The following is a 24671-nucleotide window of genomic DNA, read 5'->3' on the forward strand; positions in this document are numbered from 1 at the left end:
CCGCCCGGCCGGTGACCGCGGTCAGCTGATCTCGGTGCGCAGTACCCGCACCCAGCCGAGCACCATCGGCGCGACCAGCCACAGCAGCAGGGACACACCCAACCGCGTCCAGCCCCCACCGGTCAGGTCGCCGGTGAACATCGGGGCGGTGGTGGTCGAGAGGTCCAGCCACTCCTGCACCCAGCTCAGCGCGCTGACCAGGCCGGTGACGATGCCGAACACCGTCGGCAGCACGAAGTTCAGCACGATGGCCAGCGGCGAGCTGAGCAGCAGCAGGCCCAGCGCCACGCCGACCAGCACGTAGAGCACCTGCACGAGCAGCGACTGCAGCAGCACGTCGGTGCCCAGCGTCCAGGCGGACTCCCGGTCGGTGAGCACCGGGGTGAGCGCGGTGGCCAGCACCGACACCAGCAACGACACCGCGAACCCCACGACGGCCAGCACCGCGGCGGCGAGCACCTTGGCGACGAGCACCCGCGAGCGCTGCGGCACCAGGCTGAAGGTGGCCATCGCGGTGCGCTGGGACCACTCGCTGGTGACCAGCAGGATCCCGACCACCGGCAGCAGCACCGCGGTCGGCAGCTGGCTGGTCGCCAGGTGGTCACCGGTCGTGTGCACCACGTCCCGGACGACGAGCATCTGGACCAGCACCACGGCGAGTGTCGCCAGGCCGATCACCAGCAGCAGCCAGGAGCCGGCCCGGGTGTCCCAGGACTTGCGCAGCTCCACCCGCACCAGCAGCGGGAGGGAGGGCCGGCTGGGCTGATCGGCCGCGGGCAGCACCCGCTCCGGCCCCGACGTGACCATCGACGAGCTCATGACCGGACCTCCGTGGCCTGGGTGGCAAGTGGCCGCGGGGCGGCCGGGGTGGGGGCGGGGGCACCGCCGGGTTCCTGGGTGAGCGTGCGGAACAGGTCCTCCAGCCCGCCGCCGTCGGCGTCCCGGAGCTCGAGGAGCACGACCCCGGCAGCGGCGGTGGCCCGGCCGACCGCCTCGGCGCCGGCCTCGGCGACCAGGGCGCCGTCCGGGCGTGGGACGGCGCGGATGCCGGCGTCGGCCAGCGCGGCGGCCAGCCGGCCGGGCTCGAGGCCGCGGACGAGGGTGCCGGTGCCGGCGAGCAGCTCGGCCTTGCTGCCGCGGGCGGCGATCCGGCCACCGGCGATGACCACGAGCTGGTCGGCGACCGCCTCCACCTCGTGCAGCAGGTGGGAGGAGAGCAGCACCGTGCCGCCGCGGTCGGCGAAGTCGCGCAGCAGCCCGCGCATCCAGTAGATGCCGGCCGGGTCCAGGCCGTTGGCGGGCTCGTCGAGCACCAGCACCTGGGGGTCGCCCAGCAGCGCGTTGGCCAACCCGAGGCGCTGCCGCATGCCCAGGGAGTACTTCCCGACCCGCTTGCCGGCGGGGGCACCGGCCAGGCCCACCTGCTCCAGCACCTGGTCGACCCGGCGCCGGTCGACGCCCAGCACCATGGCGGAGAGGGTCAGCACCTCCCGGCTGGTGCGGCCGCCGTGCTGGGCACCGGCGTCCAGCAGTACGCCGACGTGCCGCCCGGCGTTGGGCAGGTCGCGGTAGGCCCGGCCGCCGATGGTGGCGGTGCCGCTGGTGGGTGTGGCCAGCCCGCACAGCGCCCGCATGGTGGTGGACTTGCCGGCGCCGTTGGGCCCGAGGAAGCCGGTGACCGTGCCGGGGGTGCAGGTGAAGCTCACGTCGGACACGGCCAGCTGGGTGCCGTACCGCCGGGTCAGGTGCTCGATGGCGATCATGGACAGCAGCCTGCCGGGCCCGGGGACGCCGCACATCGGTCCTCGGGCTGCTCCCGGGCCGACCGACGTCGACTCCGGTCGGGCAGGACACCGACTTCGGTAGCTGCCCCCGGGCCGGGAGTCTCCGTAACCTCGCCATCATGGAGCTGGGCACGCGACCGCCGCTCGACCCGGCCGCAGGGGTGGAGCACCCGTGGCTGGTGCCCGCGCACTTCCGCGTCCCGGACACCGACGACCAGCGACCCCCGCGGGGCGGGGGCCCGGTCCGCCGGTCCGGCCGCGACCGCGCCGTCGACCTGACCGCCGTCCTGAGCTCGCTGCTCGGCGGCCTGCTCCTCCTGGGGGCGTCGCAGGAGGTGGCCCAGCCGCCCTCGGAGGCGCTGGTCGTGCTGGACCTGACGGCGGGGGTCGTCGGGTGCCTGGCGCTGTGGGGCCGGCGGCGCTGGCCGGTGGGCGTGGCGGTCGCGCTGCTGGTGCTCAGCTCGTTCTCCAACGCCGTCGGCGTCGCCGCGCTGTTCGCCCTGTTCACCGTGGCCGTGCACCGGCGCTGGCCGACGGTGCTCGCCGTCTCGGCCGTGTCGGCGGTCAGCGGCAGCCTGTTCGTGGTGTTCCGCCCGGACCCGGACGTGTCCGGGCTGTGGATGTCGCTGCTGGCCGCGGTGCTGACCGCCGGCGTGGTGGCCTGGGGCATGTTCGTCCGGGCCCGCCGGCAGCTCGTGCTGTCCCTGGTCGACCGGGCGCGCCGGGCCGAGCGGGAGCGTGACCTGCGGGTGGAGCAGGCCCGGCACACCGAGCGCACCCGCATCGCCCGGGAGATGCACGACGTCCTGGCGCACCGGATCTCGTTGCTCGGCATGCACGCCGGCGCCCTGGAGTACCGCCCGGACGCACCGCCCGAGGAGGTCGCCCGGGCGGCCGGGGTCATCCGGGCCAGCGCCCGGCAGGCGATGGACGACCTGCGCGAGGTGATCGGTGTGCTGCGCGACGACACCGACGGCACCCCGGCCGGGCGGCCCCAGCCGACCCTGGCCGACGTGCCGACCCTGGTCGAGGAGTCCCGGCAGGCGGGCATGCGGGTGGAGCTCACGATCGACGTGCCGCGGGACGTCGCCGCACCGGAGGTGATCGGCCGCACCGCCTACCGGGTGGTGCAGGAGGCCCTGACCAACGTGCGCAAGCACGCCGGCGGCACCGTCGCCGCGGTGCACCTGTCCGGGCGCCCCGGCCCCGGGCTGACCGTGGACGTGGTCAACCCGCCGGTCGTCGGCGCTCACGCGTTCGGGGCACTGCCCAGCGCCGGCACCGGCCTGGTGGGCGTGGGCGAGCGGGTGGGCCTGGCCGGCGGCACCGTCGAGCACGGCTGGACCGCCGAGGGCCGGTTCCGGCTCCGGGTCTGGCTGCCGTGGGCGGCGTGAGCGGCCCGGTCCGCGTGCTGGTCGTGGACGACGACCCGCTGGTGCGCGCCGCCCTGGCGATGGTGCTGGGCGGCCCGGGTGACCTGGTGCTGGTCGGGGAGGCGAGCGACGGTGACGAGGTGCCGGCCGCCGTGGACCGGCTCGCACCGCACGTGGTGCTGATGGACATCCGGATGCCCCGGGTCGACGGGCTCACCGCCACCGAGCAGCTGCGCCGGCGCCCGGACCCGCCGGAGGTCGTCGTCCTGACCACGTTCGACGCCGACGACCAGGTGCTGCGGGCGCTGCGGGCCGGCGCCAGCGGGTTCCTGCTGAAGGACACCCCGCCGGCCGACATCGTGGCCGCGGTGCGCCGGGTCGCGGCCGGGGAGCCCATCCTCTCCCCCACCGTGACCCGCCGGCTGATGGCGCACGTGGCCGACGGCGAGCGCCGCGCCGGGGTGTCCCCGGACCCGGCGCAGGTACGGCGCACCCAGGCCCTGGGCCTGCTGGACCAGCTGAGCGAGCGGGAGCGGGAGGTGGCCCGCGCGGTGGGCCAGGGCCTGCCCAACGCCCAGATCGCCACCGACCTCTACATGAGCGTGGCGACGGTCAAGGCGCACGTCTCACGGCTGCTGACCAAGCTGGGCGTGGAGAACCGGGTGCAGGTGGCCCTGCTGGTACACGACGCCGAGCTGGTCTGAGGTCCGCTCAGGCCCGGCGGTGCCGGTCCCGCCAGCGGCGGCCGTGCAGCCACCACTCGGCGCGGCGGGTGACCCACGGCAGCAGCAGGTAGGTCATCAGCGGGGTGAGCACCAGCGTGGTCACCATGACCCGCCAGACCACGAACCAGTCCGCCAGCAGGTGACCCAGCGTCACGGTGGCCAGCAGGTTGAGCGGGAAGAACACCGACCAGATGGTCACCGCCTGCTTCCAGCGCGGCGGCACCGGCGGCGCCGGCGCGGCGGACTCGCTGACCACGGGCGCGTCGAACCAGCCCTCGATGCCGGTGCGCCGCTCGGTGCGGGTCACCTCCGCCAGACCCTGGGCCGAGCGGAGCCACCACTGGCGCTGCGGCGAGTCCTCCCAGGCCGCCAGTGACGCCTGGTCGGCGAAGCGGCAGAGCATGTGCCACTCGTCGGAGTCCTGCCGCGGGCGCACCCAGCCGGCGCCGAGGAACCCGGGGAAGCCCTCGGCCATCTGCAGGCCGGCCCTGGTCCACGCGGTCATCTCGGCGAGCTGGGAGGGGTCGGCACGGCGGGTGAAGGAGACGGTGACCGGGAGCCCCGCCGTCTGCACGTCCGTCGTCATGGCTCCAGGGTGCGGCCTGCCCTGCCGTCGTGCGTCCCGCAGCGGGGTGATCTGCACCGCTGGCGCCCGGCGCGTGCCCACGCGGGGCACAGCCGCGTGCGGTTGACTCGACGTCCCCCGCGTCCGGACCACCAGGAGACCACGCCATCGACGTCCTCGAGCGGTTCTGGACCCGCGTCACCGCCGAGTCCGCGGCGCTGCCGCCCGGGGCGCTGCTCGGCTGCGGGCTGGTCGCGCTGCTGCTGGTGGGGTACCCGGCGCTGTGGCGGTACAGCCGCAACGCCGTGACCATCGCCCACGAGGGCGCGCACGGTCTCGCGGCCCTGGCCACCGGGCGGCGGCTGGCCGGCATCCGGCTGCACTCGGACACGTCCGGGCTCACCGTCTCCGCCGGCCGGCCCACCGGCCCGGGCATGGTGCTGACCGGGGCGGCGGGCTACACCGGCCCGGGGCTGTTCGGTCTCGGGGCAGCAGCGCTGCTCGCCGCGGGCTACGCCGTCGGGTTGCTGTGGCTGCTGCTCGGCCTGCTGGCGCTGCTGCTGGTGCAGATCCGCAACTGGTTCGGGCTCTGGTCGGTGCTGGTCACCGGCGCGGTGGTGTTCGCCGCCACCTGGTGGCTGCCCGCGGCCGGGCAGTCGGCCTTCGCGCACGTGGTGACCTGGTTCCTGCTGCTGGCCGCGCCCACCACCGTCGTCGAGCTCCAGCGCAAACGACGGCGACGCGCCGCCCCGGACTCCGACGCCGACCAGCTGGCCCGGCTCACCGGCGTCCCGGGGGTGCTGTGGGTGGGCTTCTTCCTGACCGTCGATGTCGGTGCGCTGGCCCTGGGCACGTGGTGGCTGCTCCCCTGACCTGCCCCGCCGTGTCAGCTGGCGTCTGTCTGCACTTGTGCCCGATGAAGTTCGTTTGACTGTTGGCGATAACGGACGAAATGGCGGTCAGGGGTCTGTGTCGGCGGGTGGACCTGACTTCGACCAGCTCGTCGGCGGGCGGTGAACGACACTCTCGGCTGGACGTCCATCTCAGCGCATCGGCGACCCGCTGATGCGGCGACAGGCCGATCGCTCGTGCGTCGGGTTCGGCAGGGCACCTGCGCGATCCCCGGCGTGCACGTCCCCGCAGGCCCGGTCATCTCCGCTGCTCGGCCACCCGCACGCTGCCCGAGCGAGAACAGCGTGCCGGTCACCTCCTCCCCTTGTCGCCGTTGTGTGTCTTCAGTTAGTGATCGACTCGTTCGTTGGGGATAACGGACTGATGGTCAGCGCGAGGACACCCGGGACACGACCGGGCTCGCGAGGTGCCGGGTCAGTCCGACGACGGCCGGCTGCGCCGGCGGGGTGCCGCTCCGTGCGGCTGGCGGACCGGGTCCACCCGGGGCGGCGGGGGCACGGGCAGCTCGGTGGTCTCCCCCGTCACGGTCACCGCCGCCCCGTGGTGGGCGATCTGGAGCGGGTCACCGCTGACCAGCCGGTACCGGGCGGCCTCCCGGGTGACCTCCACCGAGAGCACCCGGCCCTGGAAGACGACCCGGAAGGCCAGCCGGCTGAGCCGTGGGGGCAACCGGGGAGCGAAGGTCAGCGCGCCACCGTGGTCGCGCATCCCACCGAACCCGGCCACCGCGACGGTCCAGCCGCCGGCCAGGGAGGCGATGTGCAGCCCGTGCCCGCTGTTGCCGTGCAGGTTCTGCAGGTCGGTGAGCGCCGCCTCGCCCCAGTAGTCGTGGGCCAGCTCCAGGTGCCCGGTCTCCGCCGCCACCACCGCCTGCTGGGCGGCCGACAGCGAGGAGTCCCGCACCGTGCGGGCCTCGTAGTAGGCGAAGTCGGCGATCTTCTCCTCGAGGGTGAACGCGTCGCCCCGCAGGTGCAGCGCCATCACCAGGTCGGCCTGCTTGACCACCTGGGTGCGGTAGATCTCGAAGTACGGGAAGTGCAGCAGCAGCGGGTACTTGTGCGCCGGCGTACCGGCGAAGTCCCACTCCTCGTGCCGGGTGAAGTCGTTGGACTGCATGTGCACGCCCAGCTCGTCGTCCCAGGGCACGACCATCGCCTCGGCGGCCCGCTCCCAGTGCGCCGTCTCCTCCGGGGAGACGTCCAGCCGGCCGGCCACGTCCGGTTGCCGGCGGACCGCGGCGGCCGCCTCGCGCAGGTTCTTCTGCGCCATCAGGTTCGTGTAGACGTTGTTGTCCACGATGGCGGTGTACTCGTCCGGGCCGGTGACGCCGTCGATGCGGAACCCGCGGCCGTCGTCGAAGTGCCCGAGCGAGGCCCACAGCCGCGCCGTCTCGATGAGCAGTTCGGCGCCGTAGTCGCGGTCGAAGTCGCCGTCCTGGGTGGCCGCGGTGTACCGGGCCACCGCGTCGGCGATGTCGGCGTTGATGTGGAAGGCGGCGGTGCCGGCCGGCCAGTAACCGGAGGTCTCCTCGCCGCGGATGGTGCGCCACGGGAACGCCGCGCCGTTCTGCCCCAGTACCCGGGCGCGCTCCCGGGCCAGGTCCAGCGTCGAGTGCCGCCACCGCAGCGCATCCCGGACGGCGCCCGGCGCGGTGTAGGTGAGCACCGGCAGCACGTAGGTCTCGGTGTCCCAGAAGGTGTGCCCGTCGTAGCCGTCACCGGTCAGCCCCTTGGCCGGGATGGGCTGCCGCTCGGCGCGCAGGCCCGCCTGCAGGACATGGAACATGCCCACCCGCACGGCCTGCTGAAGCTCGTCGTCACCGACGATCTCCACGTCGGCCTGGGCCCAGTGCTGGTCCAGCAGCTCGCGCTGCTCCCGCACCAGGCGCTCCCAGCCGGCCAGCTTCGCGGTGGCCAGCCCGCCCTCCACCTGGTCGCGCAGCGCGGGCGCCGAGCGGCGGCTGGACCAGCCGTAGGCCAGGTACTTCACGATCCGCACCGCCGTGCCCGAGGTGAGCCGGGCGGCGAGCTGGAACCGGGCCAGGTCGCCCCAGGCCTCGATGCTCTCCTCGGCGGCGTCCGGGACGTCGACGTCGTGGTCCATCGCCACGGCGACCCGCAGCTTGCTGCGCCGGGTGCTGTGCACCAGCACCGCGCGACGCCCCCGGGGCGCGGTGGCCAGCTCGGCGACCAGCGGCTTCTTGAGGGCCGCGCCGGCGCGCGGGTCGTCGGTGCCCGAGCCGCCGGGGGTGTCCTCGTTGGCCAGCAGGTCCGACTGCAGGGCGATGTAGAGGTCGCCCTGGTCGTCGGTGCACTCCACCTGGTACTCGATGGCCGCGATGGACCGCCGGGTCAGGGACACCAGCCGGGTGCTGGTCACCCGGACGGTGCGCCCGTTGGGCGAGCGCCACTCGGTGACCCGGCGCAGCACCCCGGCCCGCAGGTCCAGGGTGCGCCGGTGGTCGATGATCTCGCCGTAGGCCAGGTCCAGCGGTGAGTCCCCGACGAGCAGCCGGATGATCTTGCCGTCGGTCACGTTGACCACGGTCTGCCCCTGCTCGGGGAAGCCGTAGCCGGCCTCGGCGTACGGCAGCGGCCGCTCCTCGAAGAACCCGTTGAGGTAGGTGCCCGGGACGACCGACGGCTCCCCCTCCTCGAACGTGCCGCGGAAGCCGACGTGCCCGTTGGCCAGCGCGAACACCGACTCGTTGACCCCCAGCGACGCCAGGTCCAGCCCGACCTCGGTGAGCGACCAGGGCTCGACCGGGAAGTGCGTGCGACCCTCGGTCACGACCCGTCCGCCAGCAGCTCGTCGAGGTCCTGCACGACGACGTCGGCGCCCCGGGCCGCCAGCTCCGCGGCCTGCCCGACCCGGTCCACGCCCACCACGTACCCGAAGTCCCCGGCGCGGCCGGCGGCCACCCCGGACAGCGCGTCCTCGAACACCACGGCCTCCGAGGGCTGCACCCCCAGCGCCTGCGCCCCGGCCAGGAAGGTGTCCGGCGCGGGCTTGCCGCGCAGCTGGTCACGGGCGGCGACGATGCCGTCGACGCGGGTGTCGATCAGGTCGGCGAAGCCGGCGGTCCGGATCACCTGCTCGCCGTTGGCCGACGCGGTGACCACGGCCGTGGCCAGCCCGGCGTCCTTGGCGGCCCGCAGGTACCGCATCGAGCCCTCGTACACCTGGACGCCGTGCTCCTCCAGCTCGGCGAGCACGAGCTCGTTCTTCCGGCCGGCCACCCCGGCGACGGTGGCCGCGTCCGCCGGGTCGGTGTCGCTGCCCTCGGGGAGCTGGATGCCCCGGCTGGCCAGGAAGTCCCGGACGCCGTCCTTGCGGGGCTTGCCGTCGACGTGGGTGTTGTAGTCGTCCTGGGTGAACTCCGCAGCGCCCGGGTCCCGGCTGCGCAGGAACTCGTCGAAGGTGCGCTTCCAGGCGGCCTGGTGCACCTTCGCCGTCTGGGTGAGCACGCCGTCGAGGTCGAACAGGCAGGCACGGATCGTGTCCGGGAGGCCGAGCATGATCTCGACGCTACCGGCATCCACGTGACGGCGAGCCGTCGAGGAGGCCGGCCTCGCACGTCAGGAGGACGCAGGACCCCTCCCCTGTGGTCGCTGTCTTCCCCTTCCGGGTCCTGAACGCGGCTTTGTTGGGGATAACGGCGGTGTGGCCGGTCGACGGGCACCTGTCCGTGACCGTGCCTACTGTCGGCAGCGACCCACGCCCCACCCGACGAGGAGACGCGCATGGCCACCCGGCCCACCCCACCCGACCCCTACCAGTTCCTCCCCCAGGTGCCGAGCTTCTCGCTGAGCAGCACCGACCTGGACGACGGCGCCCCGCTGGGCACCGCGCAGGTCAGCGGGATCATGGGCGCTGGCGGGGACGACGCCTCACCGCAGCTGTCCTGGAGCGGCGCCCCTGCCGGCACCCAGGGCTATGCCGTCACCGTCTACGACCCGGACGCACCGACCGGCAGCGGGTTCTGGCACTGGGCGGTCACCGGCATCCCGGCATCGGTCACCGAGCTGCCCACCGGCGCCGGCGACGAGGCCGGGACCGGGCTGCCCCCCGGCGCCGTGCAGCTGCGCAACGACGCCGGGACGGCCCGCTACATCGGCGCCGCTCCCCCGGCCGGGCACGGCCCGCACCGCTACTACGTGGTCGTGCACGCCCTGGACACCGCCGACCTCGGCGTCCCGGCGGAGGCGACCCCGGCCTACCTCGGCTTCACCCTGTTCAGCCACACCCTGGCCCGGGCGACCCTGATCGGCACGTACGAGGCGAGCTGAGCCCGGCCCCGGACGGGCCCCCGCCGGCGCCAGGGTGCCGACCGGGCGGGGGCCCGCAGGGTCCGTCGAGGTCCCACCGGCGTGCGGGGCCCCGGGTCGGGTCACCCGGAGCAGGTCAGGTGGGTCGGGTCCGATCGGCCGGCTCAGGCCGGTTCGGCCACGCAGGTGGTGCCGACCCGGGCGAACCCGATGCGCTCGTAGACCCGGGCGACGTCGTCGTCGCCGGCGGACAGGAAGACCAGGTCGGCCGTCTGCCGGGCGTGCTCGACCAGAGCGGACGTGAGGCCGGCGCCCAGCCCGCGTCCCCGCAGCCGCGGCAGCGTGGCCACGCCCACCACCTCGCTCGCCTCGCCGTCCTCCAGGCGCACGGGCTGGTGGGAGCCCACCGCGACGGGCTCGCCGCTCTCCACGGCCACCATCATCACCGTGCGCCCCGCGCCGATCCGTTCGCGCAGGACCGCGGTGTCCTCGGCCGGCGGCGTGTCCCCCGGCCACCCCGAGCCGGCGCCGTCGTCCTGGTGCGCCTCGCCCGGCCAGCCGCCCCCGGCGAACGCGCCGGCGAAGGACCGCTGTGCCAGCCGCTGGTAGCGAGGCAGCTGGGGGTCCTCGGACCCGATCACGTACAGCCGGACACCCGCCGGCAGCAGCACCTCCACCGGGTCGAGCGACACCAGCAGCGGCAGCTCGTCGACCGCGAGCCGCGCGCTGCGGACCGTGCCCGCCAGGTCGGGGAACTGCTCGGCCACCCACTCGAAGCTGATCAGGACGCCGGCCTGGCGCAGCAGCGCGGCGGCGTCCTGGACGTCGGCGACGGTCACCGGCCCGCCACCCCGGCGCGGACGCACCGGGTGCGGCCAGGCCGGCGAGCCGATCGGCACGTCGAGACCGCCCACCTGCTCGATGCGGGCGTCGGCGGCGGCGGCCGCGGTGAAGTAGCGGTCGATGCGGTCGAGCAACCCGGGACGGGAGGGCACGCCGCAGACCCTAGACCGGCCCGCGGACACCGCGCTCGGGGCTCGGGCCCCACCCGACCGGGCGACCCGGGCGGTGCCCGGCGCACCGGCTGCAGCACCATGTGCACCGTGACGTCGGTGACCCGCGGGCATGTCTCGCCCTACACGGCCTTCGACCGCACCTCCTGGCGCGACCTCGCCCGCGGTTCCGAGCTGCCGCTGGACGCCGACGAGCTGGCCTCGCTGGCCTCGCTGGGCGACCGGATCGACCTGGACGAGGTGGCCACCGTCTACCTGCCGCTGGCCCGGCTGGTCCACCTCCACCTGCAGGCCAGCCGGCGACTGTGGGCGGCGCAGACGGATTTCCTCGGCGCCAGCACCGACAAGGTGCCGTTCGTCGTCGCGGTGGCCGGCAGCGTGGCGGTCGGCAAGAGCACCACGGCCCGGTTGATCCAGGTGCTGCTCTCCCACGCCCCCGGCTCCCCGCGCGTCGACCTGGTCACCACCGACGGTTTCCTGCTGCCCAACGCCGTCCTGGAGTCCCGCGGCATCCTGGACCGCAAGGGCTTCCCGGAGAGCTACGACCGCCGTGCGCTGCTGCGCTTCCTGGCCGACGTGAAGTCCGGCCGCGGGGAGGTCGAGGCGCCGACGTACTCCCACCAGTCCTACGACGTCCGGCCCGAGCGGCAGATGGTCGACCGGCCCGACGTCCTGGTGCTCGAGGGCCTGAACGTGCTGCAGGCAGGCAGCCGCAGCGACGGCCGGGTGCCGGAGGTGTTCCTGTCCGACTACTTCGACTTCTCCGTCTACGTCGACGCCACCGAGGCCGACGTGCAGGGGTGGTACGTGGAACGCTTCCTCGCCCTGCGCCGGACGGCGTTCCAGGACACGGCCGCCTACTTCCACCGCTTCGCCTCGCTCAGCGACGAGGAGGCCGTGGCGACGGCACAGCGCATCTGGGCGACGGTGAACGGCCCCAACCTGCGCACCAACATCGCCCCCACCCGCTCCCGCGCCCGGCTGGTGCTCCAGAAGGCCGCCGACCACTCCGTCCGTCGGGTCCTGCTGCGCAAGGTCTGACCGGCCGGTCACGCACTGCGACGGCGCGCGCTGCCAGTGGAACGTCAGTGACAACACATCCTGACGAGTGAGACCGCCAGCCTCGGCGCGATCCGCCACGGCGACAGGCCCCGGACCGGGCGCAGACTCAGCACAGGGCCGCACGGATGTGGCCGACACGACACCCGGTCCGCCGGGACTCCACGGAGGTGCTCACCATGTGCGCTCACGCCACACCCTGCCCCGCCGCCGACTCGGACCTGCGCGACCTCGCCGCCATCGTCAGCAGCCACCCCGAGCAGGGCTGGAACCTGCTGTGCAACGGCGTCGTGCTCTTCGACGACGACGGCGAGTTGCTGCCCGACGGGCGCGTCGTGGCCGAGCACCGTTCCTGGCGGGCACTGGCGACCTCGGTCGCCTGACCCGATCGCTCTCCCCCGGCCGGCGGGGCCGCGCGCGGTGGGGGCACCTTTCACCGAGCACTTCTCGTCACGTCACGACACCGGTCGATGACACCGAGCACGGTGACACGCCGCGCACAACCGGATCACACACCACTACGGGTGGTCTCACAGGTGCCACTCAGGCACCACGGTGATCATCTGACCCATGACCGACCGCCGGCACCGCCCGCTGCACTGGTGGGCCGCTGCCGGTGTCGTGGCCGTGCTCGTCGGTGCCCTCCTGATGGACAGCTCCCGCGGCCCCGCACCGCGCCCCGCGCTCGACGCCGAGCTGACCGCGCTGGTCAGCGCGCTGGAGGGCGAGGTGGGCACGGCCGACGGTGACCCGGACACCCCGCTGCCGGCGCCCGTGCCCCCGCTGCCGTCGCCGGAGCAGCTGCAGAGCGCCCAGGCCGGCGTGGACGCCGCCGCGGCCGGCGCGGGCGGCCGGATCTCCGTCGTCGTCACGTCGGCCGCCGGCACGCTGCTGTCCAGCGGCGCGAGCGAGCAGGTGTACACCGCCTCGCTGGTGAAGCTGCTGGTGGTGGAGCGACTGCTGGCCCTGGAGCAGGTCGGGGCACTCGTGCTCGACGACAGCGACCGCCGGCTCATGGCGGCCGCCATGACCACCTCCGACGACGGCGCGATGTCCACGCTCTGGGACCGCCACGACGGCGAGGCGCTGGTCCTGGCCGCCGTCGCCGCCTACGGCCTGACCGGCACCGCCCCGCCGGCCACCCCGGGGCAGTGGGGCGAGGCGGTCACCACCGCCGGCGACATGGCCACCGTGCTCAGCGGCCTGCCGACCCGGCTGGCCCCCGACGACGCCGCCACCCTGCTGGGCTGGATGCGGGCGGCCACACCGGACGGCGCGGACGGCTTCGACCAGACGTTCGGGCTGCTGACCGGCACCGGGGACGGCACCGGGGCCAAGCAGGGCTGGATGTGCTGCGTCGACGGCACCCGGCAGCTGCACTCGGTCGGCGTGCTGGCCGACGGCACGGTGGTCACCCTGCTCGGCGACTTCCCCAGCTCGACGTCCTGGGGCGCGTCCCGGGCAGCGCTCGACGCCGCGGCCGCCGCGGTCCGCACCCTCCCGGTCTGACCGGGCCCCGGCCCGGCAGCCCGTGGGCTGCCGGGCGGGTTCCTCAGGCCTGGGCGCCGGCGGGGACGACGTCGGCGGTGGTGCCCAGGTCGTCCGGCGCGCCGGTGACCCGGTCGGGCACCACGGCCGGCTGCTCCGTGGGCGCGGCGACCGCCGCCATCTCCTCGAACGCCTCGGGTGAGGGGCAGGAGCAGACCAGGTTGCGGTCGCCGTACGCGCCGTCGATGCGCCGCACCGGGGCCAGGTAGGACCGGCCGACCAGGCCCGGCACCGGGTACACGGCCACGGCGCGGTCGTAGGGCCGCTCCCAGGTGCCGGTGAGCATCGCCAGGGTGTGCGGGGCGTTGCGCAGCGGGTTGTCGGTGCGGTCGAACTCGCCGGTGGCCACCTTCTCGATCTCGCCGCGGATGGCGATCATGGCGTCCACGAAGCGGTCGAGCTCGGCCCGGTCCTCGCTCTCGGTGGGCTCCACCATCAGCGTGCCGGCGACCGGGAAGCTCATCGTCGGGGCGTGGAAGCCGTAGTCGACCAGCCGCTTGGCGATGTCGTCGTTGGTCACGCCGGTGGTCTTGGTGATCGGGCGGATGTCCAGGATGCACTCGTGCGCGACCAGCCCGTCGGCGCCGGTGTAGAGCACCGGGTAGTGCTCGCGCAGCCGGGCGGCGACGTAGTTGGCGGCCAGGATGGCGTGCTCGGTGGCGCGCAGCAGGCCGTCGGGGCCCATCAGGCGCAGGTAGGCCCAGGAGATCGGCAGGATGCCGGCCGACCCCCAGGGGGCACCGGACACCGCCGGGCCCTCACCCCCGGTCGGCACCAGCGGGTGCCCGGGCAGGAACGGCACCAGGTGCTCGGCGACGCCGATCGGCCCGACACCCGGGCCGCCGCCACCGTGCGGGATGCAGAAGGTCTTGTGCAGGTTCAGGTGGCTGACGTCGGAGCCGAACCGGCCCGGCTTGGCCAGCCCGACCAGCGCGTTGAGGTTGGCGCCGTCGACGTACACCTGGCCGCCGGCGTCGTGCACCGCGGCGCAGATCTCCTGCACCGCGGTCTCGAACACCCCGTGCGTGGACGGGTAGGTGATCATCAGCGCGGCCAGCCGGTCGGCGTGCTGCTCGACCTTGGCGTGCAGGTCGGCGACGTCGACGTTGCCGGCCTCGTCGCAGGCCACCACGACCACGCGCATGCCGGCCATCACGGCGGACGCGGCGTTCGTGCCGTGCGCCGAGGACGGGATGAGGCAGACGTCGCGGTCGACGTCGCCGCGGGAGCGGTGGTAGCCGCGGATCGCCAGCAGACCGGCGAACTCGCCTTGCGAGCCGGCGTTGGGCTGCACGCTGACCGCGGCGTAGCCGGTGATCTCGGCCAGCCCCTGGCACAGCTCCTCGATCAGCATCGCGTAACCGCGGGCCTGCTCGACCGGCGCGAAGGGGTGCAGCCCGGCGAACTCGGGCCAGCTGACCGCGGCCATCTCGGTGGCGGCGTTGAGCTTCATGGTGCAGGAGCCCAGCGGGATCATGGTGCGGTCCAGCGCCAGGTCCTTGTCCGAGAGCCGGCGCAGGTAGCGCAGCATCGCGGTCTCCGAGCGGTGCTCGGCGAAGACCGGGTGGGTGAGGAACGGTGTGCGCCGGTGCAGCTGCTCGGGCAGCGCGGTCGCCCCGTCGAGGTCGGCCTCGCCGGGCTGCACGCCGAAGGCGGCGGCCACGGTGCGCAGCGTGTCCAGCGAGGTGGTCTCGTCGCAGGCGACGGCCACGGTGTCGGCGTCGACCAGCCGCAGGTTGACCCGCTGCTCGGCGGCCGCGGCCACCACCTCGGCGGCCCGGCCGGGCACGGCGACGGTGACGGTGTCGAAGAAGTGCTCGTGCACGACACCCAGGCCGCCGGCGGTCAGCCACCGGGCGAGCAGCTGGGCGCTGCGGTGCACCCGGGCGGCGATCGCGGTGAGCCCGTCGGGCCCGTGGTAGACCGCGTACGCCCCGGCCATCACGGCCAGCAGGACCTGCGCGGTGCAGATGTTGCTGGTCGCCTTCTCCCGGCGGATGTGCTGCTCCCGGGTCTGCAGCGCCAGCCGGTAGGCGACGTCGCCGTCGGCGTCGACGGACACCCCGACGAGCCGGCCGGGCAGCTGGCGGGCCAGCCCCTCCCGGACGGAGAGGTAGCCGGCGTGCGGCCCGCCGTACCCCATCGGGACGCCGAAGCGCTGGCTGGTGCCGCAGGCGACGTCGGCGCCCCACTCCCCCGGTGCCTCGAGCAGCGTGAGGGCGAGCAGGTCGGCGGCCACGACGACGGCGGCACCGGCCTCGTGCGCGGCGGTGGCCAGCGCGCGGTGGTCGCGCACGGCGCCGCTGGCGCCCGGGTAGGCCAGCAGCACGCCGAACGCGCCGGCCGCGGGCAGGTCGGTCGGCCAGCCGGCGGTGAGGTCGGCGACGTGCAGGACGATGCCCAGCGGCTCGGCCCGGGTGCGCAGCACGGCCAGCGTCTGCGGGAGGGTGTCGGCGTCCACCACGAAGACGGCGTCCGCCGTCGCGCGGCCGGCGCGGCGGACCAGGGTCATGGCCTCGGCGGCGGCGGTGGCCTCGTCCAGCATCGAGGCGCCGGCGACCGGCAGGCCGGTGAGGTCGGCGACCACGGTCTGGAAGTTGATCAGCGCCTCCAGCCGCCCCTGGCTGATCTCCGGCTGGTACGGCGTGTAGGCGGTGTACCAGGCCGGGTTCTCCAGGATGCAGCGCTGCACCACCGAGGGGGTGATCGTGCCGGAGTACCCCAGGCCGATCATCGAGGTGAACACCTCGTTGGCGTCGGCCCGCTCCCGCAGCTGGGCGAGGACGGCGGCCTCGTCGAGCGCGGCGGGCACGTCCAGCGGGGTGCGGTCGCGGACGCCGTCCGGGACGCAGGCGTCCACGAGCGCCTCGAGGGTCGGCCGGCCGACCACCTCGAGCATGGCCGCGGTGTCCGCGGGGCGGGGCCCGATGTGCCGGCCGGCGAACTCACCGGCCGGGTGCAGGTGCGACAGCGCCGGGAGGGTGCCGGAGGGCGACGGGAGGGACGAGGTGACCGGCTCGACAGCCGGCGCGGGGAGACGGTCGACCATTGTTGCGACGGTACCAGCGGGTCCGCGGCCCCCCGGCGGGCTCACGGCCGTCGCCGGCGTCGCCGGTCGGGGACCCCACGCGGACGATCAGGGGCCCGGTCGGTGCCGGTCGAACCCGGTACCGGTCGAACCCGGTGCCAGTCGAGCCCGGTGCCAGTCGAGCCCGGCGCCAGTCGACCCCGGCGCCGGTCGACCCCGGCGCCAGTCGACCCCGGCGCCAGTCGACCCCGGCGCCAGTCGACCCCGGCGCCGGTCGACCACGGCGCCAGTCGACCACGGTCCGGCCGGTCGATGTCCATCGGTGCCGGTGGTGCCGGTGCCGGTGAGTGCGCGGCGGAGCGCATCCGAGGCCAGGCGCCTCTGCCACTCGACTCACAGGCCAGGCATCGGCCCGATGCCGGCCATGATCGTTCGGCATCTGGCCGGGCGGAGGCCAACGCTTGCCCCTGACAGGACGCGGCCGCCGCGGCGCGGTCGGTCTCGCTGCCTGGCTGCAGTCATCGCCCGCGCGGACGCCGACGTCGCGCTGGTCGCCGTGGGCCAGCGAGGTCGAGGTCGAGGTCGACCTTCAGCACCGCGTCGGCCACGACCAGCCCACTCCCGGCCTGCGTCGGTCCGGCGCTGCGCTGCGTGCCCGCGCCGCAGGCGGACTCGACCGACGCCGCCGGACTGCGTTCCACAGCAGCGCGACCCGCCAGCCACGCGACCCGCCGGCGGCGGTACGAACGCGGCGGCTGAGCGCCCCACGGTCAGCGGCGAGGTCGAGCGTCGTCCCGACATCGGCCAGGACCGGCCGGTCCATGGCCGGTCACGGGCCAGTGCCTCGCGGCGACCGCGGACCAGCGCAACCCGGAGCTGTGGACGCGGACCGCGACCGGCCCATGGCCTCCGCCGGCGCTCCGCGCCACGAGCAGCACCGAGGCCGAGCATCGGCCCGAGGTCAGCCAGGACGGGCCCGCCCATGGCCGATGGCGGGCCAATGCTCCACGCACGTCGGCACGCCAGCGCGCCACCAGCAACGTCCAGGCCGAACATCGGCCCGAGGTCGGCCAGGACGAGCCCGCCCATGGCCGATGGCGGGCCAACGCCTCACCGGCGTCGACCGCCAGCGCGCCACCAGCAACGTCCAGGCCGAGCATCGGCCCGAGGCCAGCCAGGACGAGCCCGTCCATGGCCGATGGCGGACCAATGCTCCACGCGCGTCGGCACGCCAGCGCGCCACGAGCAGCGTCCAGGCCGAGCATCGGCCGAGGTCAGCCAGAACGGGCCTGCCCATGGCCTATGGCGGGCCACTGCCTCACCGGCGTCCGCAGGCGAGCGCGATGGGTCAGGTTGCGACGTAGGCCGCGACCAGGCGGCGCGCACCCGGTGGTGCGGCCGGGGCATCGGCCCGCACACGGCCAGGACTGGCGGGCTCCTGGCCGGACAGGGGCCACTGCCGCCTGGCACGACGTGCCGCGGAGAGCGACATCGACAGGGCGCCCCGTCCTGCTCGCCGGGGGGCACGCGCGCCGGTCGGCTCGTCACGGAGCCAGCGCCACAGGCCACACGCCCGGGACGACGCGAACACGCCGGCATCCGCGGACAGCCACGGCACCTGCGGACAGCCACGGCGTCCGCGGGCAGCATGGGCGGAGGAGCACTCGGGGCCCCGCGCGACGGTGGACCCGCGGGCAGCGTGCGGGTCGGTCGCCGTCCCGGACGAGGTGTGGTCGGGGAAGCCGCCGGGGGCTCCTCCCGGCCGGGAGGAGGGCGGCGTCCCCGGGATCAGGCGAGCTTGCGGCGGCGGCGGGCGGAGAGCTCGTCGTCGGCGGCCTTGCCGGTGCCGTCCAGGCGCTCGGCGGGCAGCTCGGCCAGCTCGCCGGACAGCTCGCGCAGGGCGCCGGACACGGCGATGCCGAACACGCCCTGGCCGCCGGCCAGCAGGTCGACGACCTCCTCGGCGGAGGTGCACTCGTACACGGTGACGCCGTCGGAGAGCAGGGTGACGTTGGCCAGGTCACGCACGCCGCGGTCACGCAGGTGGTCGACGGCCTTGCGGATGTTCTGCAGCGAGACGCCGGTGTCCAGCAGTCGCTTGACCACCTTGAGCACCAGGATGTCGCGGAAGGAGTAGAGGCGCTGGGTGCCCGATCCTGTGGCCGTCCTCACAGAAGGACCGATCAGACCTGTTCTCGCCCAGTAGTCCAGCTGCCGATAGGTGATACCAGCGGCGGAACACGCCGTGGGACCGCGGTAGCCCACCAGGTCGGTGTCGACGTCGTCGTAGCTCGGGGCGCCGACGGCAGCGTCGGTGAAGAGCTGACCCTGGCCGCCGTTCCGCTGATCGCTCACGGGCGTCCTCCTCGTTGTCGTGCTGCCCACCGATGGCTCGGCGGGACGCCTCGCGTGACACATGAGTCACACCGACGTGATTCGCTGAACGTAGGCGGGGGTGCAGGGGCGGTCAACCGAGCGGGGCGGCGTGTCGCCGAGCTCCTCCGACAGGGTGACCTACCCGTTATCAGTTGTCACTCCCTGGTCGGTGCAGGTCACCCGTAGTCGTGGGCCGGTCGGCTCAGGAGGGTCCGGACCCACTTCCGGCACCGAAGTCCTCGGGGCTGATCTGGTCGAGGAACTCGCGGAACTTCTCCACCTCGTCCTCCTGCTCGTCGGGGATCTCGATGCCGACCTCGTCGAGCAGCTTCTCCGCGCCGAAGATCGGTGCGCCGGTGCGCACGGCCAGCGCGACGGCGTCGGACGGGCGGGCGCTCACGGTCCGCTCGTCGGTGAAGACCAGCTCGGCGATGTAGATGCCATCGCGCATCTCGGTGATGTGCACGGCCTCCAGCGAGGCGCCGAGCGCGGTGACCACCTCGCGGAGGAGGTCGTGCGTCATCGGCCGGGCCGGCCGGACGCCCTGCTGCTCGAAGGCGATGGCGGCCGCCTCGACGGCGCCGATCCAGATCGGCAGGTAGCGCTCCCCCTGCGTCTCCTTCAGCAACAGGATGGGCTGGTTGCCGGGCAGTTCGACCCGGACACCGACGACTCTGAGCTCCTGCACGGTCAGGCTCCCTCCGCTGACTCCGGGGCCCGGGACAGCGGGCTCGACCGGGTGGGACTCGACGACGGGGCGCGTCCGGCGCATCCCGTCGGGCGTTCACGGTACGCCCGCGTCAGGGGCGGAGCAGGTCGCGCAGCTGGGCCTCCAGCAGGGCCGTGTGGAGCCGGGCGGAGAGCGCGGTCAGCTCGGTCAGGTGCTCGGCGGCGCGGGCCCGCGACTCCTCGGACCGCGCCCGCACCAGCGGGGCCACCACCTGCTCGACCAGCCCTGCCTCGCGCTCGGCGCCGATCCGGTGCACCCGCAGGTGCCGGGGCCCGATGCCGTGCCGGGCCAGGCCCGCGGCGGCCCGGGCGATGGCCAGGTCGGCGGCGGCGTAGCGGCCCTGCGCGTCGGTGCCGAACAGGCCGAAGTGCACGCAGTCGGCCAGCTGGTCGTCGTCCAGGCCGGCGGCGGCCGCGAAGTCGGCCGCGGACACCGACACCGCGCCCGGCGGCAGGTCCGGCAGGGTGGGCACGGCCGGCACCGGGACGTCGGGCGCGACGCCCGCCACCGGGCCGGCGTCCGGCACGTCGGGGACCGGCGCCGCACCGGTGAGGACGGCCGGGCCGCGGACGTCCTCACCGCGGTCGATGGCGTCCAGCTGGGTCTTGATGACCCGCAGCGGCAGGTAGTGGTCCCGCTGGGCGGCCAGCACGTACCGCAGCCGGGCGACGTCGGCGTCGGAGAACTTCCGGTACCCGGACGGCGTCCGCTGCGGGTGCACCAGCTGCTCGGACTCCAGGTACCGGATCTTGCTGATCGTGACGTCGGGGAAGTCCCCGCGCAGTCGCGCCAGCACCTCCCCGATGGTCAGCCGGGGGGTGGTCGGCTCGGGGTGGTCGGCATCGCGCCCGGGAGTGCGCTGGGGCACGGCGCTCACCGACCCTCCCCTCCCGCCGCCCCCGTCGGAGGACGGCGGGACCACGTCTCGTGCGTGACCGGAGCCGACTGGCCGGTCGCTGTCGTCGAACTGGTGTGCGTGGAACAGGTGGTGCAGGTCAGAGGCCGTCGGCCGGGTCGCCGGTGCGCGGCCCGGTGAGGTAGACCAGGCGGAACTTGCCGATCTGGACCTCGTCGCCGCCGGCCAGCGAGGCGACGTCGACCGGCTCGCGGTTGACGTAGGTGCCGTTCAGGCTGCCGACGTCGTGCACGGTGAAGCCGCCGCCCTCGCGGTGGAACTCGACGTGCCGGCGGCTGACGGTGACGTCGTCGAGGAAGATGTCGCTGTCCGGGTGGCGCCCGGCCGTGGTGACCTCCTGGTCGAGGAGGAACCGGCTGCCGGCGTTCGGGCCGCGCTTGACGACCAGCAGCGCAGAGCCTGCCGGCAGGGACTCGACGGCACCGGCGTGCACGTCGGCCGGGTACTCCGAGACCTCGGGCTGCTCGCCCGACTCCTCGCCGCCGATCTTGGGGATGACGCTGGTCGAGTCACCGGGGCGCTCGGGCGAGAGAGCCGAACCGCACTGCGCGCAGAAACGACTGCCCTCGGGGTTCTGGTGTCCACAACGAGTGCAGTGCACGTCTGTCTCCTCCGGGTGCAGGGGGCACCGCCGCAGCCCGGGTGGGACACGGTCGGCCGGCGTACGACACACCGGGCGGTGCGTCGCTGGTCGGCGTCGGCGCGGGGGTCGCGCTCGGGCCGGGGTCATGGAACCAGCCAGTCGACCCGAGGGTCAACCGGACGTACAGCGTGAGGGTCGGCCTGGCCCCGGCTGCACGCCGGGTCCCGTCCGCCCCGTGCAGATACTAGTGATCCACGCGAGCGCGTCTCCCCGCGGCAGGCGCCCGGGGCCCGTGCGACGGGTGGGTCAGGAGTGCTCGACGAGCGCCTGGTAGGCAGCGGCGTCCAGCAGGGCGGCCGTGGGGTCGCCGTCGCCGTCCTCCACGGTCACCTCGACCAGCCAGCCCTCGCCGTAGGGGTCGGAGTTCACCGTCTCCGGGGCGTCGGTGAGGGCGTCGTTGCGGGCGGCGACCACACCGGACAGCGGTGCGTACACGTCGGACACGGACTTGGTGGACTCCACCTCGCCGATCGCGGCACCGGCGGTGACGCTCTCCCCCACGTCGGGCAGCTGCACGAAGACGATGTCCCCGAGCGCGTCCTGGGCGTGGTCGGTGATGCCGATCCGGACGACGGTCGGCGAGCCGGCCGCACCCTGCACCTGCACCCACTCGTGCTGGTCGGTGTAACGGCGGTCGTCGGGGAATGCCATGCGGTGTCGTCTCCAGGATCAGTCGTCCACGGCCTCGGTGCAGGGTCCCGGCCGGCGCGGAGCGTCGGTCGGGGGGCACCGAGGTCCTTCTGTCAGTCGGCCGGCTGAGCGTATTCAGGGTCGTCCAGCGGTCGCAACGCGTCCACCACGACGGCGTCGGACTGCTCGATGCGCACGACGCCGCCCTCCCGGCCGACCTTGCTCTCCACGCCGCCGGGGATGGCCATGGCGGTCTCCAGGTCCTGCGGCGAGCCGATCACCACGAAGGTGTAGGGCGCGGTGACCGGTTTGCCGTCGACCTCCAGCGCCCCGGGCGACCCGGTGACCGCCGTCGAGACCCCGACCCGGACGTCGTCGATCTGCATGGTCTCCGCCCCGGCGCCGCGCAGTTCCTGGACCGCGTCGAGCACGGTGGCGGCCGACACCCGGTCGGTGGGGTCGGTGATGGTGAGCGTCAGGCCGGGACCGGTCGCGGCGATGCTGCCGTTGAGCACACCGAGGGCCTCCGCGCGCTCCCGGGCGCCCTCCAGTGCGGTCGCGGACTGGCTGTCGGTGTTGCCGAGCTGGTCGAGCAGGGTGCGCTGGTCGGCGATCTCCTGCCGCAGCCGGTCCTCCTGGGCGGTGAGGTCGTCGAGGATGCCGACCAGGTCCTCCTCGCGCTGCCCGGCCAGCGACTCGTCGGTGCCGCTGTTGCGCACCTGCACGGTGAAGGCGAAGCCCAGCAGCAGGGTGAGCACGCCGATGAACACCGCGGCCTTGCGGTCGCGCCGGCCCCGGCGCCAGGGCGCCGGCTCCTCGACGCCCGGGGTGCCTGTGTCGGCGGGCACGGGGTCGGCGGGCACGGGATCGACAGGCACGGGGTCGCCAGGCGCAGGTGGGTCGACGTCCGCGATCGGGACCACGGGCGCGGCGTCGTCCGGTGCCGGGTCCTCCGGGCGGGGATCGTCCGGGAGCGGGTCGTCCGGGAGCGAGTCGTCCGGACCGGGGTCGTCCGGGCGGGTGGGGCCGGTCATGCGCGGAACACGTGCCGGCGGATGGCCGCGGCGTTGCCGAAGATCCGGATGCCCAGCACCACGACGACGGCGGTGGAGAGCTGGGCGCCCACCCCGAGCTGGTCACCCAGGAAGACGATCAGCGCGGCCACCACCACGTTGGACACGAACGACACCACGAACACCTTGGCGTCGAAGATCCCGTCGAACCGGGAGCGGACCCCGCCGAACACCGCGTCCAGCGCGGCGACGACGGCGATGGGCAGGTAGGGCTGCAGGGCGAGCGGCACGCTGGGGTCCAGCAGCAGCCCCAGGAGCACGCCGGCGACCAGGCCGAGGATCGGGATCACGGGTCAGCCTCCCTGCTCGCCGGGGGCCGGGGACGGCGCCACGCCGCTGGGCCGGTCGGTGGGGACGGCCGCCGCGACGACGCCCAGCGGGCGGGCGAAGGTGAGCTCGGACCCGCGGGCGGCGGGGAGCTCGAGCTCGTCCCGGGAGGCGAACTCGAAGACCACGCCGTAGGCGACGGCGACGTCGGCCAGCTCGGCGGTCGCCGGGGAGTCCAGGAAGCCCTCCTGCAGCGCGTCCCGGTTCCCGACCGCGCGCACCAGGTAGGGGCTGACCACGGGGCGGAAGTCGACCAGGATCGTCTCCCCGGCCAGCCGGATGGCGGTGGTGGGCCCGAGCCGCTGGTCGTTGACGCTGATCGCCTCGGCGCCGGCGGCCCACAGCGCGTTCACCACCAGCTGGAGGTCGCGGTCCTGCACGAGGCCACCGGCGGCGATCTCGGCGTTGCCGCCGACCGGGTCGGAGTTCGTGCCCGCCGGCGCGTTGCCCAGGGTCACCTCCAGCCCGGGACCCCGCACCGCGGCCAGGGCGGCCCCCTGCTCGGCGGCGGCCAGGTCGGCCAGCGCCTGCTGCCCCACCGTGCTGCTGGCCAGCGCCTCGTCCCGCCGGTCGGTGACCTCCCCGCGCAGCTGCTCCAGCTGACCGGCCAGCTGGTCGCTGGTGTCGGACTGCGCGCCGATGTCGTCGATCAGGGCCTGCCGCACCTGCTCGCGGCCCTGGGCGCCGGAGGCGGCCTCGCGGTAGGTGACGGTGGCCAGCAGCCCGACGACCACCATGACCGCGGCCACCAGCGCGGCCCCGCGCACCCGGCCGGGCTCGGTCGGCACCGCCTCGCCGGCCAGGGCGGCCCCGGTGGCGACCTGCCGCCGCGCCTCCCGGTCCCGCGCGGCCGCGGCGTAGCTGGGGTCCAGCGTCTCGGCCAGCACCTGGTCCAGCAGGGAGGAGCCCAGCGACCGGGTGCGAGCCGGGGCGCTGCCCGCCGATCCGCGCCCGGGCGGCGCCGTCACCCGCCGGCCCCGCGGGGGTCGGCTGCCCGGGTGTCGGACGCCGAGGGGGCGCGCACGGCCGCGTGACCGTCCGCCCGCGCCAGCTGCACCACCTGGACGACGTAGAAGGCGCCGGCCAGCACGTACAGCACTCCGCCCCAGATGGTGAAGGCGTAGGCGAAGGGCCGGAACAGCGCGGCGACCGTGTCGGTGCCCTCGGCGATCAGCAGGCCCGGGAAGGCGTACAGCAGCAGGAAGGTGGCGGCCTTGCCCAGGTAGTTGACCTGCAGCGGCGGGTAGCCGTGGCGGCGCAGCACCAGCAGCATGACGCCGAGCACGAGCTCGCGGCCCACGAGCACCGCCACCACCCACACCGGCACGATGTCGCGGATGAGGAAGGCCACCAGGGTGGCGACGATGTACAGCCGGTCGGCGGCCGGGTCCAGCAGCGCACCCAGCCGGCTGGACTGCCCGAGCATCCGGGCGAGCTTGCCGTCGGCCCAGTCGGTGATCCCGGACACCATCAGCACGGCGATCGCCCAGCCGTCGGCCTCCGGGCCCAGCAGCAGCCACAGGAACAGCGGCACACCGAGCAGCCGGAGCAACGACAGTGCGTTCGGCACGTTGACGACCTGGTTGCTCAGCTCGTCGCGCGAGGGAGCCCTCTCGTCCGGACCACCGTCCCCCTGGACACCGCCCGACCTCACGTGACCTCCATCTCCTGCCTCACCGGTGCCCCACACTAGGGCCCGCC

23 protein-coding genes are annotated in these 24671 nt (G+C 74.6%); 7 read left to right on the forward strand and 16 right to left on the reverse strand.

All coding sequences use genetic code 11. The annotated features are described in order from the left end of the window. Window positions 1-21: 21 nt before the first annotated feature. Both G1H19_RS12180 and G1H19_RS12185 read right to left on the reverse strand, forming a co-directional pair. Complete coding sequence (locus G1H19_RS12180) at window positions 22-819, reverse strand: ABC transporter permease subunit (RefSeq protein ID WP_152731129.1); 798 nt, start codon at window positions 817-819, stop codon at window positions 22-24. Next, window positions 816-1763 (reverse strand): ATP-binding cassette domain-containing protein, encoded by a 948-nt coding sequence (locus G1H19_RS12185; RefSeq protein WP_152731130.1) that lies wholly within the window; start codon window positions 1761-1763, stop codon window positions 816-818. Before G1H19_RS12185 ends, G1H19_RS12180 begins: the two co-directional genes overlap by 4 nt. A gap of 140 nt (window positions 1764-1903) precedes the next feature. Here G1H19_RS12185 and G1H19_RS12190 point away from each other — a divergent pair, with 140 nt between their 5' ends. Together G1H19_RS12190 and G1H19_RS12195 are read left to right on the forward strand one after the other, a co-directional pair. Next, window positions 1904-3178 carry a sensor histidine kinase gene (locus tag G1H19_RS12190; RefSeq protein WP_152731131.1) on the forward strand — a complete coding sequence of 425 codons (1275 nt, stop codon included), beginning with the start codon at window positions 1904-1906 and terminating at the stop codon, window positions 3176-3178. Beyond that, window positions 3175-3861, forward strand: a complete 687-nt coding sequence (locus G1H19_RS12195) for a response regulator (RefSeq protein WP_162392128.1) — start codon at window positions 3175-3177, stop codon at window positions 3859-3861. Before G1H19_RS12190 ends, G1H19_RS12195 begins: the two co-directional genes overlap by 4 nt. Before the next feature lie 7 nt (window positions 3862-3868). On the opposite strand, the gene G1H19_RS12200 is transcribed toward G1H19_RS12195, so the two are convergent. Beyond that, window positions 3869-4468: an antibiotic biosynthesis monooxygenase gene (locus tag G1H19_RS12200; RefSeq protein ID WP_152731132.1), complete on the reverse strand. Its 600-nt coding sequence runs from the start codon at window positions 4466-4468 to the stop codon at window positions 3869-3871. Window positions 4469-4695: 227 nt separating this feature from the next. Between G1H19_RS12200 and G1H19_RS12205 the strand changes: the two genes are divergently transcribed. Beyond that, complete coding sequence (locus tag G1H19_RS12205; protein WP_268895316.1) at window positions 4696-5319, forward strand: M50 family metallopeptidase; 624 nt, start codon at window positions 4696-4698, stop codon at window positions 5317-5319. A gap of 454 nt (window positions 5320-5773) precedes the next feature. Here G1H19_RS12205 and G1H19_RS12210 read toward each other — a convergent pair whose 3' ends face one another. Next, window positions 5774-8149 (reverse strand): glycoside hydrolase family 65 protein, encoded by a 2376-nt coding sequence (locus G1H19_RS12210; protein WP_162392127.1) that lies wholly within the window; start codon window positions 8147-8149, stop codon window positions 5774-5776. Then, window positions 8146-8877 carry an HAD family hydrolase gene (locus tag G1H19_RS12215; protein WP_152731134.1) on the reverse strand — a complete coding sequence of 244 codons (732 nt, stop codon included), beginning with the start codon at window positions 8875-8877 and terminating at the stop codon, window positions 8146-8148. Before G1H19_RS12215 ends, G1H19_RS12210 begins: the two co-directional genes overlap by 4 nt. Window positions 8878-9102: 225 nt before the next feature. Between G1H19_RS12215 and G1H19_RS12220 the strand changes: the two genes are divergently transcribed. Further along, window positions 9103-9648, forward strand: a complete 546-nt coding sequence (locus G1H19_RS12220; RefSeq protein ID WP_152731135.1) for a YbhB/YbcL family Raf kinase inhibitor-like protein — start codon at window positions 9103-9105, stop codon at window positions 9646-9648. A 143-nt stretch (window positions 9649-9791) separates the two neighbouring features. Here the strand turns inward: G1H19_RS12220 and G1H19_RS12225 are convergent, their stop codons facing one another. After that, window positions 9792-10622 carry a GNAT family N-acetyltransferase gene (locus tag G1H19_RS12225; RefSeq protein WP_162392126.1) on the reverse strand — a complete coding sequence of 277 codons (831 nt, stop codon included), beginning with the start codon at window positions 10620-10622 and terminating at the stop codon, window positions 9792-9794. Between the two features lie 99 nt (window positions 10623-10721). Here G1H19_RS12225 and coaA point away from each other — a divergent pair, with 99 nt between their 5' ends. The 3 genes from coaA to G1H19_RS12240 all read left to right on the forward strand — a co-directional run bounded on the left by coaA (window position 10722) and on the right by G1H19_RS12240 (window position 13208). Further along, window positions 10722-11681: a type I pantothenate kinase gene (coaA, locus tag G1H19_RS12230; RefSeq protein WP_152731137.1), complete on the forward strand. Its 960-nt coding sequence runs from the start codon at window positions 10722-10724 to the stop codon at window positions 11679-11681. 197 nt (window positions 11682-11878) lie between these two features. Then, on the forward strand, window positions 11879-12082 hold the full coding sequence (locus G1H19_RS12235) for a DUF5999 family protein (protein WP_152731138.1): 204 nt from the start codon (window positions 11879-11881) through the stop codon (window positions 12080-12082). 187 nt (window positions 12083-12269) lie between these two features. After that, window positions 12270-13208, forward strand: coding sequence for an LppW family protein (locus G1H19_RS12240; protein WP_152731139.1), 939 nt, complete (start codon window positions 12270-12272; stop codon window positions 13206-13208). A gap of 43 nt (window positions 13209-13251) precedes the next feature. Here G1H19_RS12240 and gcvP read toward each other — a convergent pair whose 3' ends face one another. The 10 genes from gcvP to G1H19_RS12290 form a co-directional block, all read right to left on the reverse strand. Next, window positions 13252-16296: an aminomethyl-transferring glycine dehydrogenase gene (gcvP, locus tag G1H19_RS12245; protein ID WP_152731140.1), complete on the reverse strand. Its 3045-nt coding sequence runs from the start codon at window positions 16294-16296 to the stop codon at window positions 13252-13254. 1767 nt (window positions 16297-18063) lie between these two features. Beyond that, window positions 18064-18630: a MerR family transcriptional regulator gene (locus tag G1H19_RS12250; RefSeq protein WP_268895975.1), complete on the reverse strand. Its 567-nt coding sequence runs from the start codon at window positions 18628-18630 to the stop codon at window positions 18064-18066. Window positions 18631-18853: 223 nt separating this feature from the next. Continuing rightward, window positions 18854-19339: a bifunctional nuclease family protein gene (locus G1H19_RS12255; RefSeq protein WP_162392125.1), complete on the reverse strand. Its 486-nt coding sequence runs from the start codon at window positions 19337-19339 to the stop codon at window positions 18854-18856. A 112-nt stretch (window positions 19340-19451) separates the two neighbouring features. Beyond that, window positions 19452-20258, reverse strand: a complete 807-nt coding sequence (ftsR, locus tag G1H19_RS12260; protein WP_162392124.1) for a transcriptional regulator FtsR — start codon at window positions 20256-20258, stop codon at window positions 19452-19454. 118 nt (window positions 20259-20376) lie between these two features. Then, window positions 20377-20898, reverse strand: a complete 522-nt coding sequence (gene odhI, locus G1H19_RS12265) for an oxoglutarate dehydrogenase inhibitor Odhl (protein ID WP_174278057.1) — start codon at window positions 20896-20898, stop codon at window positions 20377-20379. Window positions 20899-21186: 288 nt separating this feature from the next. Further along, window positions 21187-21591, reverse strand: coding sequence for a glycine cleavage system protein GcvH (gene gcvH / locus G1H19_RS12270; protein WP_152731142.1), 405 nt, complete (start codon window positions 21589-21591; stop codon window positions 21187-21189). 92 nt (window positions 21592-21683) lie between these two features. Next, window positions 21684-22433 carry a DUF881 domain-containing protein gene (locus G1H19_RS12275; protein WP_235927838.1) on the reverse strand — a complete coding sequence of 250 codons (750 nt, stop codon included), beginning with the start codon at window positions 22431-22433 and terminating at the stop codon, window positions 21684-21686. 167 nt (window positions 22434-22600) lie between these two features. Continuing rightward, on the reverse strand, window positions 22601-22933 hold the full coding sequence (locus tag G1H19_RS12280; RefSeq protein WP_162392123.1) for a small basic family protein: 333 nt from the start codon (window positions 22931-22933) through the stop codon (window positions 22601-22603). A 3-nt stretch (window positions 22934-22936) separates the two neighbouring features. Continuing rightward, window positions 22937-23938, reverse strand: a complete 1002-nt coding sequence (locus G1H19_RS12285) for a DUF881 domain-containing protein (RefSeq protein WP_162392122.1) — start codon at window positions 23936-23938, stop codon at window positions 22937-22939. Beyond that, window positions 23935-24624 carry a CDP-alcohol phosphatidyltransferase family protein gene (locus G1H19_RS12290; RefSeq protein WP_235927837.1) on the reverse strand — a complete coding sequence of 230 codons (690 nt, stop codon included), beginning with the start codon at window positions 24622-24624 and terminating at the stop codon, window positions 23935-23937. Before G1H19_RS12290 ends, G1H19_RS12285 begins: the two co-directional genes overlap by 4 nt. Between the last annotated feature and the right edge of the window lie 47 nt (window positions 24625-24671).

The sequence above is a fragment of the Goekera deserti genome, from assembly GCF_010685995.1.
Classification (GTDB): domain Bacteria; phylum Actinomycetota; class Actinomycetes; order Mycobacteriales; family Geodermatophilaceae; genus Goekera; species Goekera deserti.

Bases quoted from the DNA above. Each gene is read 5' to 3' on its own strand.
- G1H19_RS12180 (WP_152731129.1), bottom strand. From the start codon at position 819: ATGAGCTCGTCGATGGTCACGTCGGGGCCGGAGCGGGTGCTGCCCGCG.
- G1H19_RS12185 (WP_152731130.1), bottom strand. From the start codon at position 1,763: ATGATCGCCATCGAGCACCTGACCCGGCGGTACGGCACCCAGCTGGCC.
- G1H19_RS12190 (WP_152731131.1), top strand. From the start codon at position 1,904: ATGGAGCTGGGCACGCGACCGCCGCTCGACCCGGCCGCAGGGGTGGAG.
- G1H19_RS12200 (WP_152731132.1), bottom strand. From the start codon at position 4,468: ATGACGACGGACGTGCAGACGGCGGGGCTCCCGGTCACCGTCTCCTTC.
- G1H19_RS12215 (WP_152731134.1), bottom strand. From the start codon at position 8,877: ATGCTCGGCCTCCCGGACACGATCCGTGCCTGCCTGTTCGACCTCGAC.
- G1H19_RS12220 (WP_152731135.1), top strand. From the start codon at position 9,103: ATGGCCACCCGGCCCACCCCACCCGACCCCTACCAGTTCCTCCCCCAG.
- coaA (WP_152731137.1), top strand. From the start codon at position 10,722: ATGTGCACCGTGACGTCGGTGACCCGCGGGCATGTCTCGCCCTACACG.
- G1H19_RS12235 (WP_152731138.1), top strand. From the start codon at position 11,879: ATGTGCGCTCACGCCACACCCTGCCCCGCCGCCGACTCGGACCTGCGC.
- G1H19_RS12240 (WP_152731139.1), top strand. From the start codon at position 12,270: ATGACCGACCGCCGGCACCGCCCGCTGCACTGGTGGGCCGCTGCCGGT.
- gcvP (WP_152731140.1), bottom strand. From the start codon at position 16,296: ATGGTCGACCGTCTCCCCGCGCCGGCTGTCGAGCCGGTCACCTCGTCC.
- gcvH (WP_152731142.1), bottom strand. From the start codon at position 21,591: ATGGCATTCCCCGACGACCGCCGTTACACCGACCAGCACGAGTGGGTG.